The sequence below is a fragment of the Micromonospora citrea genome, from assembly GCF_049629545.1.
In the GTDB taxonomy this organism is placed as follows: Bacteria; Actinomycetota; Actinomycetes; order Mycobacteriales; family Micromonosporaceae; genus Micromonospora; species Micromonospora citrea_A.
On the sequence record NZ_JBNADX010000009.1, the window covers coordinates 1 to 15,460 of the forward strand.

At 71.0% G+C, this 15,460-nt stretch carries 9 protein-coding genes and 2 rRNA genes; 7 read left to right on the forward strand and 4 right to left on the reverse strand.

Going from position 1 to position 15,460, the window contains the following annotated elements; genetic code table 11:
• Positions 1-195: 195 nt before the first annotated feature.
• From ACPFP2_RS12120 to ACPFP2_RS12130, 3 genes are all read left to right on the forward strand, one after another.
• Positions 196-3,304 (forward strand): 23S ribosomal RNA (locus ACPFP2_RS12120).
• A gap of 78 nt (positions 3,305-3,382) precedes the next feature.
• Positions 3,383-3,499 (forward strand): 5S ribosomal RNA (gene rrf / locus ACPFP2_RS12125).
• A 297-nt stretch (positions 3,500-3,796) separates the two neighbouring features.
• Positions 3,797-4,423 (forward strand): NADPH-dependent F420 reductase, encoded by a 627-nt coding sequence (locus ACPFP2_RS12130; RefSeq protein ID WP_424088991.1) that lies wholly within the window; start codon positions 3,797-3,799, stop codon positions 4,421-4,423.
• A 63-nt stretch (positions 4,424-4,486) separates the two neighbouring features.
• Here ACPFP2_RS12130 and ACPFP2_RS12135 read toward each other — a convergent pair whose 3' ends face one another.
• A complete protein-coding gene (locus ACPFP2_RS12135) occupies positions 4,487-6,304 on the reverse strand; it encodes a VanW family protein (RefSeq protein ID WP_424088993.1) in 1,818 nt (605 codons plus the stop codon).
• Positions 6,305-6,482: 178 nt separating this feature from the next.
• Between ACPFP2_RS12135 and nudC the strand changes: the two genes are divergently transcribed.
• The gene (nudC, locus tag ACPFP2_RS12140) at positions 6,483-7,397 is read left to right on the forward strand and encodes an NAD(+) diphosphatase (RefSeq protein ID WP_424089316.1); all 915 of its coding nucleotides are present in this window, start codon (positions 6,483-6,485) and stop codon (positions 7,395-7,397) included.
• 67 nt (positions 7,398-7,464) lie between these two features.
• On the opposite strand, the gene ACPFP2_RS12145 is transcribed toward nudC, so the two are convergent.
• On the reverse strand, positions 7,465-8,688 hold the full coding sequence (locus ACPFP2_RS12145) for a polysaccharide biosynthesis protein (protein ID WP_424088995.1): 1,224 nt from the start codon (positions 8,686-8,688) through the stop codon (positions 7,465-7,467).
• 169 nt (positions 8,689-8,857) lie between these two features.
• Between ACPFP2_RS12145 and ACPFP2_RS12150 the strand changes: the two genes are divergently transcribed.
• Entirely contained in the window at positions 8,858-9,613 is a 756-nt protein-coding gene (locus ACPFP2_RS12150) for an FkbM family methyltransferase (protein WP_424088996.1), read from the forward strand.
• A gap of 12 nt (positions 9,614-9,625) precedes the next feature.
• Here ACPFP2_RS12150 and ACPFP2_RS12155 read toward each other — a convergent pair whose 3' ends face one another.
• Positions 9,626-12,013, reverse strand: a complete 2,388-nt coding sequence (locus tag ACPFP2_RS12155; protein WP_424088998.1) for a hypothetical protein — start codon at positions 12,011-12,013, stop codon at positions 9,626-9,628.
• Positions 12,014-12,163: 150 nt separating this feature from the next.
• Between ACPFP2_RS12155 and ACPFP2_RS12160 the strand changes: the two genes are divergently transcribed.
• Both ACPFP2_RS12160 and ACPFP2_RS12165 read left to right on the forward strand, forming a co-directional pair.
• The gene (locus ACPFP2_RS12160; protein ID WP_424088999.1) at positions 12,164-13,882 is read left to right on the forward strand and encodes a hypothetical protein; all 1,719 of its coding nucleotides are present in this window, start codon (positions 12,164-12,166) and stop codon (positions 13,880-13,882) included.
• Positions 13,879-14,043 (forward strand): hypothetical protein, encoded by a 165-nt coding sequence (locus ACPFP2_RS12165; RefSeq protein WP_334457566.1) that lies wholly within the window; start codon positions 13,879-13,881, stop codon positions 14,041-14,043. The genes ACPFP2_RS12160 and ACPFP2_RS12165 overlap by 4 nt, the downstream gene beginning before the upstream one ends.
• A 72-nt stretch (positions 14,044-14,115) precedes the next feature.
• Here ACPFP2_RS12165 and ACPFP2_RS12170 read toward each other — a convergent pair whose 3' ends face one another.
• A complete protein-coding gene (locus ACPFP2_RS12170; protein WP_424089001.1) occupies positions 14,116-15,276 on the reverse strand; it encodes a glycosyltransferase family 4 protein in 1,161 nt (386 codons plus the stop codon).
• Between the last annotated feature and the right edge of the window lie 184 nt (positions 15,277-15,460).

Genomic DNA, 15,460 nt, shown 5'->3' on the forward strand with positions numbered 1-15,460 from the left:
AGCACCCTGTTGGGTCCTGAAGGAACAACCCGTGGGTTGTCTTTCAGAGCCATGACCTCACCTGTGGTGGGGGTTGGTTGCCAGGCATGACCTGGCCCTGCATACCGGTCACTGTGGTGGCGTTTGGTGTGGGGTGTTTCTGGTTGTGGGTTGGTCGTTTGTTGAGAATTGCACAGTGGACGCGAGCATCTTTGTGGTCAAGTTGTCAAGGGCGAACGGTGGATGCCTTGGCACCAGGAGCCGATGAAGGACGTGGGAGGCCGCGATAGGCCTGGGGGAGCTGTCAACCAAGCTGTGATCCCAGGGTGTCCGAATGGGGAAACCCGGCACCAGTCATGTGGTGTCACCCGCACCTGAACACATAGGGTGTGTGGGGGGAACGCGGGGAAGTGAAACATCTCAGTACCCGTAGGAAGAGAAAACAATTTAGTGATTCCGTGAGTAGTGGCGAGCGAAAGCGGATTGAGGCTAAACCGGCTGCGTGTGATACCTGTCAGGGGTTGCGTGGTCGGGGTTGTGGGACCCTGCTGAACAAGCTGACACTTGTTCGAGGAGTTATAAAGTCAGTGGCTAGCCGAACAGTCTGGAATGGCTGACCGTAGGCGGTGAGAGTCCGGTAGGTGAAAGTTGCTGACCTTCTGTGGGTGTTCCCGAGTAGCGGCGGACCCCTGAAATCTGCCGTGAATCTGCCAGGACCACCTGGTAAGCCTAAATACTTCCTGGTGACCGATAGCGGACGAGTACCGTGAGGGAATGGTGAAAAGTACCCCGGGAGGGGAGTGAAATAGTACCTGAAACCGTTCGCCTACAATCCGTCGGAGCCTTGCGGGGTGACGGCGTGCCTTTTGAAGAATGAGCCTGCGAGTTAGTGGCATGTGGCGAGGTTAACCCGTGTGGGGGAGCCGTAGCGAAAGCGAGTCTGAATAGGGCGATCGAGTCGCATGTCCTAGACCCGAAGCGGAGTGATCTAGCCATGGGCAGGCTGAAGCGCGGGTAAGACCGCGTGGAGGGCCGAACCCACCAACGTTGAAAAGTTGGGGGATGACCTGTGGTTAGGGGTGAAAGGCCAATCAAACTCCGTGATAGCTGGTTCTCCCCGAAATGCATTTAGGTGCAGCGTCGCGTGTTTCTTGCCGGAGGTAGAGCACTGGATGGTCTAGGGGGCCCACAAGCTTACCGAAATCAGCCAAACTCCGAATGCCGGTAAGTGAGAGCGCGGCAGTGAGACTGCGGGGGATAAGCTTCGTAGTCGAGAGGGAAACAGCCCAGATCACCAGCTAAGGCCCCTAAGCGTGTGCTAAGTGGAAAAGGATGTGGGGTCGCATAGACAACCAGGAGGTTGGCTTAGAAGCAGCCACCCTTTAAAGAGTGCGTAATAGCTCACTGGTCAAGTGGTTCCGCGCCGACAATGTAGCGGGGCTCAAGCACACCGCCGAAGCTGTGGCATTCACATTTCAACCTCGCTTGGACTTGATTCCTTGTGCAGGTGTGTGGATGGGTAGGGGAGCGTCGTGCCGGGGGTGAAGCAGCGGGGTGACCCAGTTGTGGACGCGGCACGAGTGAGAATGCAGGCATGAGTAGCGAAAGAAGGGTGAGAAACCCTTCCGCCGGATGACCAAGGGTTCCAGGGCCAGGCTAATCCGCCCTGGGTGAGTCGGGACCTAAGGCGAGGCCGAGAGGCGTAGTCGATGGACAACGGGTTGATATTCCCGTACCCGCGAAAGAGCGTCCCTGATGAACCTCGTTGTGCTAACCACCCAAACCAGCCAAGACCTTCGGGTTGAGGTTGGGGAGCGTGGGAACCTGGCGGGTAGTAGTCAAGCGATGGGGTGACGCAGGAAGGTAGCTGATCCCGGCCGGTGGTTGTGCCGGGGTAAGCGTGTAGGCCGCACCATAGGCAAATCCGTGGTGCATATAGGCTGAGACGTGATGCCGAGCCGATTCAGGTGAAGTCAGTGATCCTATGCTGCCGAGAAAAGCCTCTAGCGAGTTCTGAGCGGCCCGTACCCCAAACCGACACAGGTGGTCAGGTAGAGAATACCGAGGCGATCGGGCGAACTGTGGTTAAGGAACTCGGCAAATTGCCCCCGTAACTTAGGGAGAAGGGGGGCCGGAGACGTGAAGCCCCGCGCGGGTGGAGCGTTGTATGGCCGCAGAGAGCAGGGGGAAGCGACTGTTTACTAAAAACACAGGTCCATGCGAAGAAGTAATTCGATGTATATGGACTGACGCCTGCCCGGTGCTGGAACGTTAAGGGGACCTGTTAGCTCTTCGGGGCGAAGCGGAGAACTTAAGCGCCAGTAAACGGCGGTGGTAACTATAACCATCCTAAGGTAGCGAAATTCCTTGTCGGGTAAGTTCCGACCTGCACGAATGGCGTAACGACTTCCCCACTGTCTCAACCACAGGCCCGGCGAAATTGCAGTACGAGTAAAGATGCTCGTTACGCGCGGCAGGACGGAAAGACCCCGGGACCTTTACTATAGCTTGACATTGGTATCCGAATTAGCTTGTGTAGGATAGGTGGGAGCCGGTGAAGTCCATACGCCAGTATGGGTGGAGGCAATCTTGAAATACCACTCTGGTTGATTTGGGTATCTAACTTCGGACCGTTATCCGGTTCAGGGACAGTGTCTGGTGGGTAGTTTAACTGGGGCGGTTGCCTCCTAAAGGGTAACGGAGGCGCCCAAAGGTTCCCTCAGCCTGGTTGGCAATCAGGTGTTGAGTGCAAGTACACAAGGGAGCTTGACTGTGAGACTGACAGGTCGAGCAGGGACGAAAGTCGGGACTAGTGATCCGGCACTTGCGAGTGGAAGCGGTGTCGCTCAACGGATAAAAGGTACCCCGGGGATAACAGGCTGATCTTCCCCAAGAGTCCATATCGACGGGATGGTTTGGCACCTCGATGTCGGCTCGTCGCATCCTGGGGCTGTAGCAGGTCCCAAGGGTTGGGCTGTTCGCCCATTAAAGCGGTACGCGAGCTGGGTTTAGAACGTCGTGAGACAGTTCGGTCCCTATCCGCCGTGCGCGTAGGATACTTGAGAAGGGCTGTCCCTAGTACGAGAGGACCGGGACGGACGAACCTCTGGTGTGCCAGTTGTCCCGCCAGGGGCACGGCTGGTTAGCTACGTTCGGAAGGGATAACCGCTGAAAGCATCTAAGCGGGAAGCTCGCTTCAAGATGAGGTATCCCACCCACTTTGTGGGGTAAGGCCCCCAGCTAGACGACTGGGTTGATAGGCCGGAAATGTAAGCCCGGTAACGGGTTCAGTTGACCGGTACTAATAGGCCGAGGACTTGACTACCAAGCTGCTACGCGTCCACTGTGCAACTCTGAACAAGCGAACACCCGCGAAAGGGTTGTTTTGACATGTTCATAGAGTTACGGCGGTCATGGCGGAGGGGAAACGCCCGGTAACATTCCGAACCCGGAAGCTAAGCCCTCCAGCGCCGATGGTACTGCACTCGGGAGGGTGTGGGAGAGTAGGACACCGCCGGACATCTTCATAGTCAGGGCCACCCCTATCCGGGGTGGCCCTGACTGCATTTCTGGAAAGGGCCGCAGGCCGGCCGATGCCATGTGATCCCGCCGAACCCGTTCGGTGAATCGGTCCGATCCCCCTGCCCGCCTCGGTACCGTCGGTGCGGGACACGCCCTTGACGGCGCGACCCCCGCCGCGACGGCGGAAACGTGACGTGGCGTACGCCCCGTCCGCAATCGGGGCGGACCGGTCGGGGTACCTGCTCCCCGTACGACCGGAACTGACCGCCGGAGACCGGCGGAGGCAGGAGTGGTCATGAAGATCGGAATCATCGGCTCGGGGCACATCGGCGGGACCCTCACCCGGCGGCTGAGCGCCCTGGGGCACGACGTGACAGTGGCGAACTCGCGGGGCCCGCAGAGCCTCACCGACCTGGCGCAGGAGACCGGCGCCACGGCCGGCACCCTGGAGCAGGCGGCGCAGGACGCCGAACTGGTGATCGTGGCGATCCCGCTGCTGGCGGTGCCGGGGCTCCCCGCGGAACCCTTCGACGGCAAGGTGGTCGTCGACGCCGACAACTACTACCCCCAGCGCGACGGCGACATCGCCGAACTGCTCGACCGCAGCCTCAGCTCCAGCCGCTGGACCGCCGAACACCTCAAGGGCGCCCGCGTGGTGAAGGCGTTCAACAACATCCAGGCCCAGCACCTCATGGACAACGGCCGGCCGGCCGGCGCCCCGGACCGGATCGCCCTGCCGATCGCCGGTGACGACGCCGAGGCCAAGCAGCTCGTGATGCAGCTCGTCGACTCGCTCGGCTTCGACCCGGTGGACGCGGGCACGCTGGACGAGAGCTGGCGGCAGCAGCCCGACACCCCGGTCTACGGCACCGACCGCGACGCGGACGGCGTACGACAGGGACTGGCCGAGGCACGCCCCTGAGGGCGTACGACAGCAGGAAGCCCCGCCGGCGACGGAGCCGGCGGGGCTTCGGTGCGCCTGGGGTCAGGAGGGTTCCGGAGCGCAGATGAAGCGCGGCTCGGCGTCGTAGGTCCAGCTGAACTTCTCCCGCTTGACGACCTTGCCGTCCTTCTTGATGACCCGGAAGGCGTCCTGGCTGAAGCCGTCGCTGCCCACGGCCGCGATGCACCTCGGGCCGGGCTCCAGGTAGACCGTCTTCGGCTTGGTGATGTTGCGGCGGGGCCCGTACTCCGTCTTGACGCTGTCGTAGATCTTCGTGCTCCAGATCGACACCGTGATGGTGCTGGAGGTCCACGAGGTGTCGATCAGCACCCCGTGCGGGGTGTTGTTACGGAACTTGAAGTCCAGGTCAGGCCAGAAGATGGTCGACTCGATCACCGCCGGGTAGCGGCTGAAGTAGAACGAGTGCGGCTTGTGCTCGACGTCCTCCAGACCGGCGTAGTACGTGGCGTTGAAGAGCGTGGTGGTGAACTGGGAGACACCGCCGCCCACCCCGGGCACCAGCTTGCCGCCGACGATCACCGGCGCGTCCTTGTAGCCCTGGGCGTAGCCACGCTCCCCGGTGTGCCCGTTGAGCGAGAACGTCTCGCCGGGCTGCACGACCGTGCCGTCCACGTCCTTGGCGGCCTGGATGATGTTCTGGCTGCGCGGCGAGGAGAGCCCGCCGGGGAACCGGGTGGTGAAGGTCGACACCCGCTCCTTGATGCCGAGGGTGGCCAGCTTCTCCTCGGTCAGCTCCGGCTCGCTCGCCTTGAGCTGGCCGGTGACCGTCCGCCCCTCGGTCCTCGGCAGGACGGCGAGCAGGTCCCGAGCGAGGGCCGCCGTGTCGACCTGCTGCCCGGCCTGGCCCGGCACCACCTTGGGCTTGCCGCCGGAGATGGTCATGCCGGCGTCCTTCGGCGGCACCTCGATCTTCGCCAGCCGGTCGCCGAGCGCGCTGCGCAGGCGCTTCACGTCCACCCGGGGGGTGAGCTTGCCCGCCTCGTCGGCGGAGAAGCGCAGCGCACGGGCGATCGCGGACGGTGGGATGCTCACCGAGCCCTTGTCGGTGCCGAGGGTGACCGGGGCGGCGACGGCCGGCTTCGCCAGCTCGGCCACCAGCCGGTCCACCTCCTCGCGGGTGGTCGCCGGCGCCTTCTCCACCACCGGCACGGTCACCGGCTCACCGGCGAGCCACCCCGCCTTGATCACCTGGACGGACTGGTCCGGGTCGAGGGAGAGGGCCGGCTTCGGGTAGACCGGCTTCGGCGTGGTGCCGGTGAAGATGATCGCCGGCATGGTCATGTCCCGGCCCTGCTTGCCCAGTACCTTGCGCAGCGCGGCGTCGAGCCTGGCGGCGTCCACCGTCACCACCGGCTCCACGGTGCGGGAGCCGACCAGCCGGCTCACCGGGTGCGCGTCGGCCTCCGCCGCCGCGGCCACCGTGGCGTCGACGTCCACCGCCAGCCCGACGTCGGCGGGCACGATCTCCGCCTTCGTCTCGCCCACCACGACGGTCAGCGGCGCGTTCAACGTCGCGGCCCGGCGCTCCAACTCGGCGCGGAGCTCCTTCGCCGCGTCCGCCCGGCTGCGACCACCCAGCTCGGCCCCGAGCACGGTGGTGCCCCGGGGGACGTCCCCGGCGTACGCGTAGGCGCCGACACCGCCGACGCCGGCCAGCACCGCGGCGGTCAGCCCGCCGGCCAGCAGCAGCTTGACCCGGCGCGACCGCAGGCCGCCGGTCGGGCCGGCGGACTTCCCGCCCGGCGGCGGCTCCTCGTCACCGGGCCAGGTGACCGCGGTGACCTGCACCGTGGGCCGGTCGTCGGAGAGACGTTTGTCGCCGTAAAGGGTCACAGCCACCTCGATCGGGACGTACCACGTGGGGGTTGCGGGCCCCCGGAAGCAACTACGGTAACGAACGCGCGGACCGCTCGACACTGTGCGCCCGGCCATCCGTGCCCCACCGCGTGTCGGCGGGGGTGGGCCCGGTCGCCGCGCCGGGTGACGGCCGTGGCACGGTGTCGCGGTGGGCGATCGGATGATGGCGTACGGCGGCGGGTGGCTGGACCGGGCGGGGGCGCTGCGCGCCGACCGGGAGTGGATCTCCGCCCGGCTGGGCAACCCCGGCGGGGTGCTGCTCCCCCTCTGGCGTGACCACTGTCTCGTCGACGCCGGTCAGGCCCCCGTCCGGCTCGCCCTGGCCGACGCCACCGACCTGCTCGCCGCCGCCGACGAGCCCGTCTTCCTGGGCCTCGACGACGACGTGCCGGTCTTCGCCCTGGACCTGTCGGAGCGGACCGGGCCGGAGGCGGTGCGGCTGGCCGGAGCCGTCTCGACCGTCGACGTCCGGGCCCTGGTGGGGCGGCTCGCCCCGGCCGACGCGGCGGTGCAGGCGTACGCCCGGGGGCTGCTGCACTGGCACCGGCAGCAGCGCTACTGCGGCTGCTGCGGGTCGGCGACGGTGCCCCGTGACGGCGGGCACGTGCGCGCCTGCTCGGGGCCGCGCTGCGGCCGGCTGATCTTCCCGCGGATCGAACCGGCGATCATCGTGCTGGTCGAGTCCCCCGAGACACCCGAGGCGCCGGACCGCTGCCTGCTGGCCCGGCACGCCGGGGCGCCCGAGGGGTCGTACTCGACGCTCGCCGGGTTCGTCGAGGTGGGCGAGAGCCTGGAGGACGCCGTCCGGCGGGAGATGGCCGAGGAGGCCGGGGTGAGCGTGACCGCGCTGTCGTACCAGGGGTCGCAGGCGTGGCCCTTCCCGGCCGGACTGATGGTCGGCTTCCGGGCCACCGCCGGGTCCGAGGAGGTCCGGGTCGACGGCGAGGAACTGCTGGAGGCGCGCTGGTTCACCCGCGACGAGCTGCGCGAGCGGGTGGCCGCCGGGCGGACCCTCGGCCGGGTCGACTCGATCGACCATCACCTGCTCACCGGTTGGCTCGCCGCCGGCGACTGACCGTACGGCCGGGCCACCGAGGCCGACCGGGGCGGCCGTACACGCCGCGCCGACGGGCCGGGTCGGGTCAGCGCCGACCGGACCGGTCGCGGGGGCGCAGGACGAGCCAGGTCATCACGGCGGCGGTCACGGCGGCGGTGCCGAGCGCGCAGGCGAGCACCCCTTCAACGGTGCGTGGCGCGACCAGCAGGGCCGCCGCGGCCAGGCCGGCGGTGGCCACCCAGAGCGGCGCGGCGGGGAACCGGACACCGCTGGCCACCCGGTCGTTGACCAGCATGAAGACCACCGCGTACAGGGCGCCGGTGGCGGCAAAGAGCGGGGCCTCGCCCGCCAGGTGCAGGTAGGCGGCGCCGCCGGCGAGCCGGAACGCCAGCTCGCCGCCGAGTTCGGCGGCCGCCACCAGCACCGCGCCGCAGGCGAGGATGACGGCCAGCCCCAGCGCGCGGGCCCGCCGGTCGCCCCGCGCGAGCCGGGGCAGCGCGAGCAGGGTCACCACCTGCGGCGCCCACAGCGCACCCTTGGTGAGCACCGAGCCCACCGCGTACGCGCCGGAACCGGCCGCCGGCAGCAGCTGCCGGGCGAGGATCAGGTCGGCGTACGAGATGGTGAGCATCGCCAGCGTTGCCGTGCACGCGGTCATCACGTGCCCGGGTCGCAGGTCGCGGTCCCGCGTGGTGGCCGGTGCGGCGGGCGGCCCGGAACGGGCGGGGCGGGCGAGGCGGGCCAGCAGCGGCAGGGCGAGCAGCCCGGTGACCGTGGCGAGCAGCAGGGCGGTGACCGCGCCACCGCCGAGCGCCAGACCGGCGATCAGACCGCCGTAGCGGCCGAGGGCGAGCAGGGTCATCGCGATGGAGAGGCGCAGGAAGCGCTGGTCGCCCTGGAGTTCGCCGAGCCAGCGGCCGGCCAGCACGGTGGCGAAGGTGGTCGCCGCGAGTAGCAGGGTCAGCGTCACCGGCAGCCGCAGCAGGACGGTCAGCAGCGGCGCCGCCCCGACCGTGACCCCGGCGGTGAGCGTCGCGGTGAGCAGCGCGAGGCGGCGGGTGTGGGTGGGGCCGTGCCGGGCGCGGTGTACCGCGACGGCGATCTGCAGGCCGAAGCCGGGCACGGCCGCGATCGCGCCCAGCGCGAGCACCGTGGCCAGCGCGCCGAGGTCGGCCGCGTCCAGCCGCCGGGCGCCGAGCACCGGCACCAGGTAGGCCAGGGCGTTGCTCAGGGTCGTGGCCACGGTGACGGCGACGCCGGCGGCTCCGAGCCGCCCCGCGCCGGTGTCCCTGCCAATGGCCTGTGTCATGCCGCCCCGAGTGGCCTGCGCTGCTTCGAAGACCGTGCGCGTCGTGGCCGGCGGACGGCCGTGACGCTCCGGCCCGACCGGGGAGACAGTACCGCCCGCCCGACCGGCCGTCAGCCCCGCACCGGCGACCCCTGCCCCCGGAGCCGGGAAGGGGCTAGTGTGCTGCCCCATGGCGTCGACGAACGTGGCCGCGGCAGCCACCTCCGGGCTGGCCGCGAAGCTGCCGGAGCGGTGGGTGGCGGACGGGATCCGGCTGGTCTATCCCCGGGTGGAGCCGGAGCTGGCCCGGCTGGCCGACTTCGTGCCGCGCGGCGGCACCGCGGTGGACGTCGGCGCCTGGTACGGCCCGTGGACCGCCCGCCTGCTGCGCCGCGCCGACCGGGTCGTCGCGGTCGAGCCCACGCCCCCGCTGGCCCGCCAGCTGCGGGCCGCCTTCCCCACCGTCGAGGTGGTCGAGGCGGCCGTCTCCGACCACGGGGGCACCGCCGCACTCTACCTGCCCGACGGCGGCGCGATCGTCGGCACCTCCTCGCTGGAGCAGCCGGAACAGGGCAGCCCGGTGCAGGTCCGCCGGATCACCCTGGATTCGCTCGGCCTGACCGATGTGCGCTTCGTCAAGCTCGACATCGAGGGGCACGAGCTGCCCGCGCTGCGCGGCGGGTCGGAGACCGTCCGCCGGGACCGGCCGGTGCTGCTGATCGAGGTCGAGGAGCGGATCCAGCCCGTGGAGCCCTTGCTGGAGCTGCTCACCGGCTGGGGCTACCGGGGGTACGTGCTGCCGGGGCGTACCTGGGTGCCGCTGGCCGACTTCGACCTCGGGCGGCACCAGCGGGAGGCGATCGCCCGGGTGGGGCAGAGCTTCGCCCGCCGCGTGCTCTGGCCCCGCCCCCGGTACGTCAACTCGGTGCTGTTCCGGCCGGAGTGACCGGCCGACGCGTCACTGTTGCGGGACCGGGCTGCCGACCGCGACCTCGTTGGTGCAGAGCGTGACGTCGGGGTCGGCGACGCTCAGCTCGACGGTGTCGCCGCCGCCGGTGAACTCGAAGAAGGTCTGGTTCAGCCCGGTCTTCACCGGGAACCGCTTCTCCCTGCCGCCGAACCGGAACGTGGCCGTGCTGTCGCCGGAGCTCAGGTAGCCGATCCGGACCACCCAGAACCAGTCGTCGCGCGGCCCGGTGAGCGGCATCCGCACCGCCTCGCCGTCGGTGACCTTCCAGCCGCAGGCCTGTTCCGGGCCGGGCTGAGCGGTGGGTCCGTCGATCCGGACCGGGGTGATCCGGCCGGTGCGGTCGAACAGGGACGGCGCCTCCGCCTCGGTGACGAAGACCGGCCGCTCCGGCAGCGCGCGGAAGAACTTCGACTGCCGGTTGTACGGCGCGGAGAGCGCGGGCACCACGTCACCGGGGACCGGCTGGTCGAAGAAGACCGTGCCGGGCGGGGCGGCGGCCAGCTCGGCCCGGACCGTGTCCAGGTAGGTGCGTCCGGCCTTGACCGCCCACTCGTCGCCGAAGCGGGCCGTCGTCCAGGCGGTGCCGAGACCACCGGCGACCAGCGCGATGGCCAGGCCGGCGGAGACCGCCTCCCGGTGGCGTACCAGCACGGCCGGGGGCGCCGGGTCCTCCGGGTCGTGCCCGCCCGTGGACGCCGCCGGTACGGCCGGCTGCTCCGGCTCACCGGTGGGCCGGACGGCCGGGGTCGCCGCCCGGGTCGCGTCCTCGGCCCGGTCCGCCCGGACCGGCGCTGCGGTGGGTGGGGGCGCGCCGGTGGCGGTCGGCGGCGTCGACCCGGCGGCCGCGCCCGCGCGCTGTGGTGGCGCGTCGAACGGTCGCGCCGCCGGCGGGCGGACCGGGGGTCGGAGATCGTAGTCGTCGTACTCGGCGTGGATGACGCCGTGGGCGGCGGCCGGGACGGCGACCCGGGGGGCCGGCTCCGAGTCGGCCGGGCGCTCCACGTCGGGCGTCACCTGCTCGACCGTGGCGATTTCCGGGTCCTCGTCGTGGGCGCCGGCGCTCCCGGTCGCGGCGCGGACGGGCTCGCCGTCGGTCGCCGTGGCCGGCTCGCCGTCCGTCCGCTCGGCGTCCCCGTCCCCGTCGCCGTTGCCGTTGCCGGTGGCCGGCTGGGGGTCGTCGCCCGGGTCCGCCCGCGGCGGGTCGGCCGGGGCGAAGCGGTCCGGCACGGGCCGCAGCCCGAGCAGCGCGACGCCGATGCAGAGCGCGGCCACCACCACGACGTCGCTGACGTAGCGGGGGACGGCGCCGGCGACGTCGCTGTAGATCGAGCCGAGCCGGGTGGCGGCCAGCAGGGCGGTCACCAGGGTCAGGTACGAGGCCAGCAGCAGCCACGCCCGGCCGGCGACCCGGCGCAGCCGGACGGTCAGCACCACCAGCACCAGGAACGCCACCCAGGCGATCCACCGGCCCAGCTCGGGCGGCGCGGTCACCGGGGCGCCGTCACCGGCCGGCAGCCAGCGCCACGGCCCGCCCAGCAGACCCGGTACGACGGTGGAACCGAGCAACTGCCACAGGAAGGAGAACACCTCACCGAGCGAGTCCGGCCGGCGTAGCGAGGACTCCGCCCGGGAGCCGTAGAGCGCGAGGAAGCCCAGCGACAGGGCGGTCAGCACCAGCCACGACGGCCAGTAGCGGCGGACGGTGGTCAGCACCGCGCGCACCGGCGGGCCGCCGACGAAGAGGAACGTGGTCAGCAGGAAGACCAGCGGCACCACCAGCAGCGCCTTCTCGAAGAAGAGCAGCCCGAGGAGCACGGCCAGGCCGAGGGTCACCAGGTGCCGCCGCCGGCCGCTGCGCACGTACCGGACCTGCGCGCTGACCGCGAGCACCATGGCGATCTGCATCGGCAGCATGTTGACCCCGACCGCCCACCAGGAGGTGGCCTCCAGGGTCAGCGGGCTGAACAGGAACACCGCCAGCGGCACCAGCAGCGCCCAGCCGGGGCGGACCAGGGTGCGCAGCAGCCGGGCGAAGCTCACCGCGAGCACCGCCTGGGCGGCGGTGAGGATCAGGACGTACGGCCAGTAGGCGAGGCCGACCGCCCGGGTCACCAGCCAGGTGATGAGCAGCGCCGCCGGCATGAAGTGATTGTTGTAGAGGGTGAGCAGGAAGCCCGGGGTCAGGTCGGCCTCCGCCGCCCGGGCGATCAGCATGTAGTCGTCGACCGCCAGGTAGCCGCGGGAGGCCAGCTGTGCCCGCCAGACCAGGCTGACCAGGATCATGGCGGCGGCCACCGCCCGGACCGGGTGGGCGCGTGCCCAGCCGCCGACGAGGCCGGTCCCTTCGGGGGCGTTGGTCGTGCCGGTCGATGCCATGGCGGGAAGACTGCCACACCGGCGACCTGGCGTCCCATCAGGTCATCGGGTGGTTCCCGGTCGTCGCCGGAGCGCGGTCGTGGTCGCGTACAGTGGCGAGCCACCACGGCGCGGTCGGGTCGCGCCCGGCAGGCAGGTGGGGGTCGACGGATGCGTGGACGGCTGGTGCCGTACGGCGTGGCCGCCGCCGTGGCGGTGGTGGTGCTCGCCCCGCTGGCCCTGCCCGGGTACGTCCTCCGCTACGACATGGTCTTCGTGCCCCGGCAGGCGTTGAGCTGGGACGTGATCGCCCCGGCCTCGGCGCTGCCCCGGGCCGTGCCGCAGGACGCCGTGGTCGCGCTCGCCACCCAGCTCGTGCCCGGCTGGCTGCTGCAACGGCTGGTGCTGGTGGCGATCCTCTGGTTCGCCGCGCTCGGCGCCGCCCGGCTGGTGCCCACCACCCGCACCGCCGTACGGGTGGTCGCCGCCCTCGGCTACGCCTGGACGCCGTACCTGGCCGAGCGGCTGCTGCTCGGGCAGTGGGGGCTGCTGTTGGCGTACGCGATGCTGCCCTGGCTGGTGGCGGCGGCGCTCGGGGTGCGCGCGGGCCGGCCCGGGGCGCTGCCGGGGCTGCTGCTGGCGGCGGCGGTCTCCGCGATCACCCCGACCGGTGGGCTGATCGCCCTGGTGGCGGTGGCGGTGCTGCTGCCCGGCCGCTACCCGGGCGCCGCCCGCCGGGCCGGCACCGGGCTCGCCGTGACGGTGCTGCTCAACGCGCCGTGGCTGGTGGCCGGGCTGGGCAGCGCCACCGGGGGCCGCTCCGACCCGGCCGGGGTGCCCGCCTTCGCCGCCCGTGCCGAGAACTGGGGCGGGTCGCTGGTCGCGCTCGCCGGCACCGGCGGGATCTGGAACGCGCTGACCGTCCCGGCGTCCCGCCAGGCCGTGTTCGTGCCGTTGGCCACCGTGCTGCTGCTGCTCCTCGCCGGGTACGGCGTGTCGCTGCTGCGCCGGCGCTGGCCGGCCGGCGCGCCCGCGCGGCTGCTGGTGCTGGCCGCCGGGTCGTGGCTGGTGGCGGCGCTCGGCGTGCTGCCCGGTGGGGCCGCGCTGCTCGGTTGGCTGGTCGACGCGGCGCCCGGGGGCGGGCTCGTCCGCGACGGGCAGAAGCTGCTCGTGCCGTACGCGCTGGCCCTCGCGGTGGCCGTGGCGCTCGGCGCGGAACGGCTCGCCGACCGGCTGGCCACCCGGTTCGACCGGGCCACCGGCACGGTGCTGCTGGTCGGCGCGGCCATGCTGCCGGTGGCGCTCCTGCCCGACCTGGCCTTCGGGGCGCTCGGCCGGTTGACGCCGGTGCACTACCCGGCCGACTGGGCGGTGGTCGCCCGGCAGGTGGCCGACCGGCCGGGCGAGGTGATCTCCCTGCCGTTCCAGGAGTACCAGCGGTACGCCTGGAACGACGGCCGGGTGGTGATCGACCCGGCCCCGCGGTATCTGTCGTCGCCGGTGCTGATCGACGACACGTTGTGGGTGGGTGACGTAGCGGTCGGCAAGGAGGACCCGCGCGCGGCCCAGGTGCGTGAGCTGCTCGCCACTGGCCGCCCGCTGGCCGGCATGGGGGCGCGCTGGGTGCTGGTGCAGCGGGCCTCGGGCCCGGCGGTGCCCGCGGCGTCGCTGGTCGGGCTGCGCCTGGCCCACGCCGGGCCGGAGTTGACCCTCTACGAGAACCCGGCCGGGACGGCCCCGACCGGCCGGGAAGGCCCCGGTCCGGTCGGTTACGCCCACCTGCTGGCCGGAACGGTGGTGTTGGCCATCGGGTTTTCGGGCACTGCGCAGGTGCTGCGGCGCGTGGTAGCGTCCCGGCACGCGAGTCCCGCGGAAGGAGAAGGTGGATGAGGAACCTGCCCGCGTTCGTCGCCGTCGGGGTGCTCGGGGTCGTGCTCGGCCTGCTCGGCAGCGTCGGTCTGGCGAATGCGCTCAGCCCGTCCGCCAAGGAGGCCGCCAACACCAAGGTGAGCGAGCAGAGCTCCGAGAGCACGCTGTACGGCACGCGCTGAACCACCGTCGACCGGGGCGTCCGCTGATGCGGGCGCCCCGGTCGCGTGTCCGGGGCAGGTGCGCGCCGGCCGTCAGCGGGCGGCGGTGAGCCGGGCGACCAGCTGCGCGAAACGCGCCCCGGTCGCGGCCCAGGTGAAGCGGCCCGCGTGGGCCAGTGCCGCCTCGCCCATCGCCTTGCGCCGCACGTCGTCGGCGAGCAGCTCGCGGACCCGGTCGGTGAATTCCCGCTCGTCGTCGACCAGCAGGCCCGTCTCGGTGTCGACCATCGCCTCGGCGACGCCACCGGCGTAGCGGAACGCGATCGTGGGCGTGCTCCGGGCGGCGGCCTCGACGATGGTCAGGCCCCAGCCCTCCTTGAGCGACGGGGTGAGCGCCAGCCAGCAGGAGGAGAGCACCTCGTGCTTCTCCTCCTCGCTGATGAAGCCGGTGAACCGGACCCGGTCGGCGACGCCGAGGGAATCGGCGACCTCCCGCAGCGGCTGCTCCCACCAGCCCTGACCGGCCACCACCAGCTCCAGCTCCGGCAGCTCCCCGACCAGCTCGGCCACCGTGCGCATGGCGATCTCGACCCGCTTGTGCGGCACCAGGCGGCCCAGCACCAGCAGCGACGGGTGGGCGGTGCGGGGCAGCGGCGGGCCGGTCACCGGCGGGGTGCCGTTGGGCACCACGTCGATCCGCTCCGCGTCCACCCCCAGCTCGGCCAGCTCGGCGCGGCTGGCCTCGGAGACCGTCACGTAGCGGCAGCGGCGGTAGAGCCGGACCGCCAGCCAGGACTCGATCCACCAGCCCAGCCGGCACATCCACGGGCCGAAGACGACCGGCCACTGCTCCCGGTGCACGTGGTGCACCAGGGCGAGCACCGGGCGGCCGGCGTACAGCGGGGCGAAGAACGGCACGCCGTTGCAGACGTCCACCACCAGGTCCGGCAGGCCGCCGCCGCGCCGGCCCAGCGGGCCCAGCCCGAATCGCCCGGCGAGGTAGGTCAGGGCCGCGCGGGCGTACACCGTGTGGCGGGAGCCGCGGCGCAGCACGCGTACGCCGTCGGTGTTGGTCTCCTCCGGGCCGGCCTGCGGGTGGGCGGCGCAGAGCAGCGTCACCCGGTGGCCGGCGGCGACCAGTTCGGCGGCGATCCGCTCGATGTAGACCTCGGAACCGCCGCCCTCCGGGTTGCTGGTGTCGCGCCAGTTGAGGAACAGCACGTGGCGAGCGGTGGTGCTGCTGGAGGGGTCCACGCTGCTCCTACCGGTCAGTAAGTAGCGGATCGCGCCACCCTAGGGCGGCCCGGGGCTCGTACGCAATGGGTCGGACCGGCAGCGACGATCGGATAACAGCTCGTCGCTCGGGGGTTTGCCGGGGACCCGAAACCTTGGCAGGGTGTGTCAGCGCGGACCGGTGCGGGGCCGGTGAGTACACCGG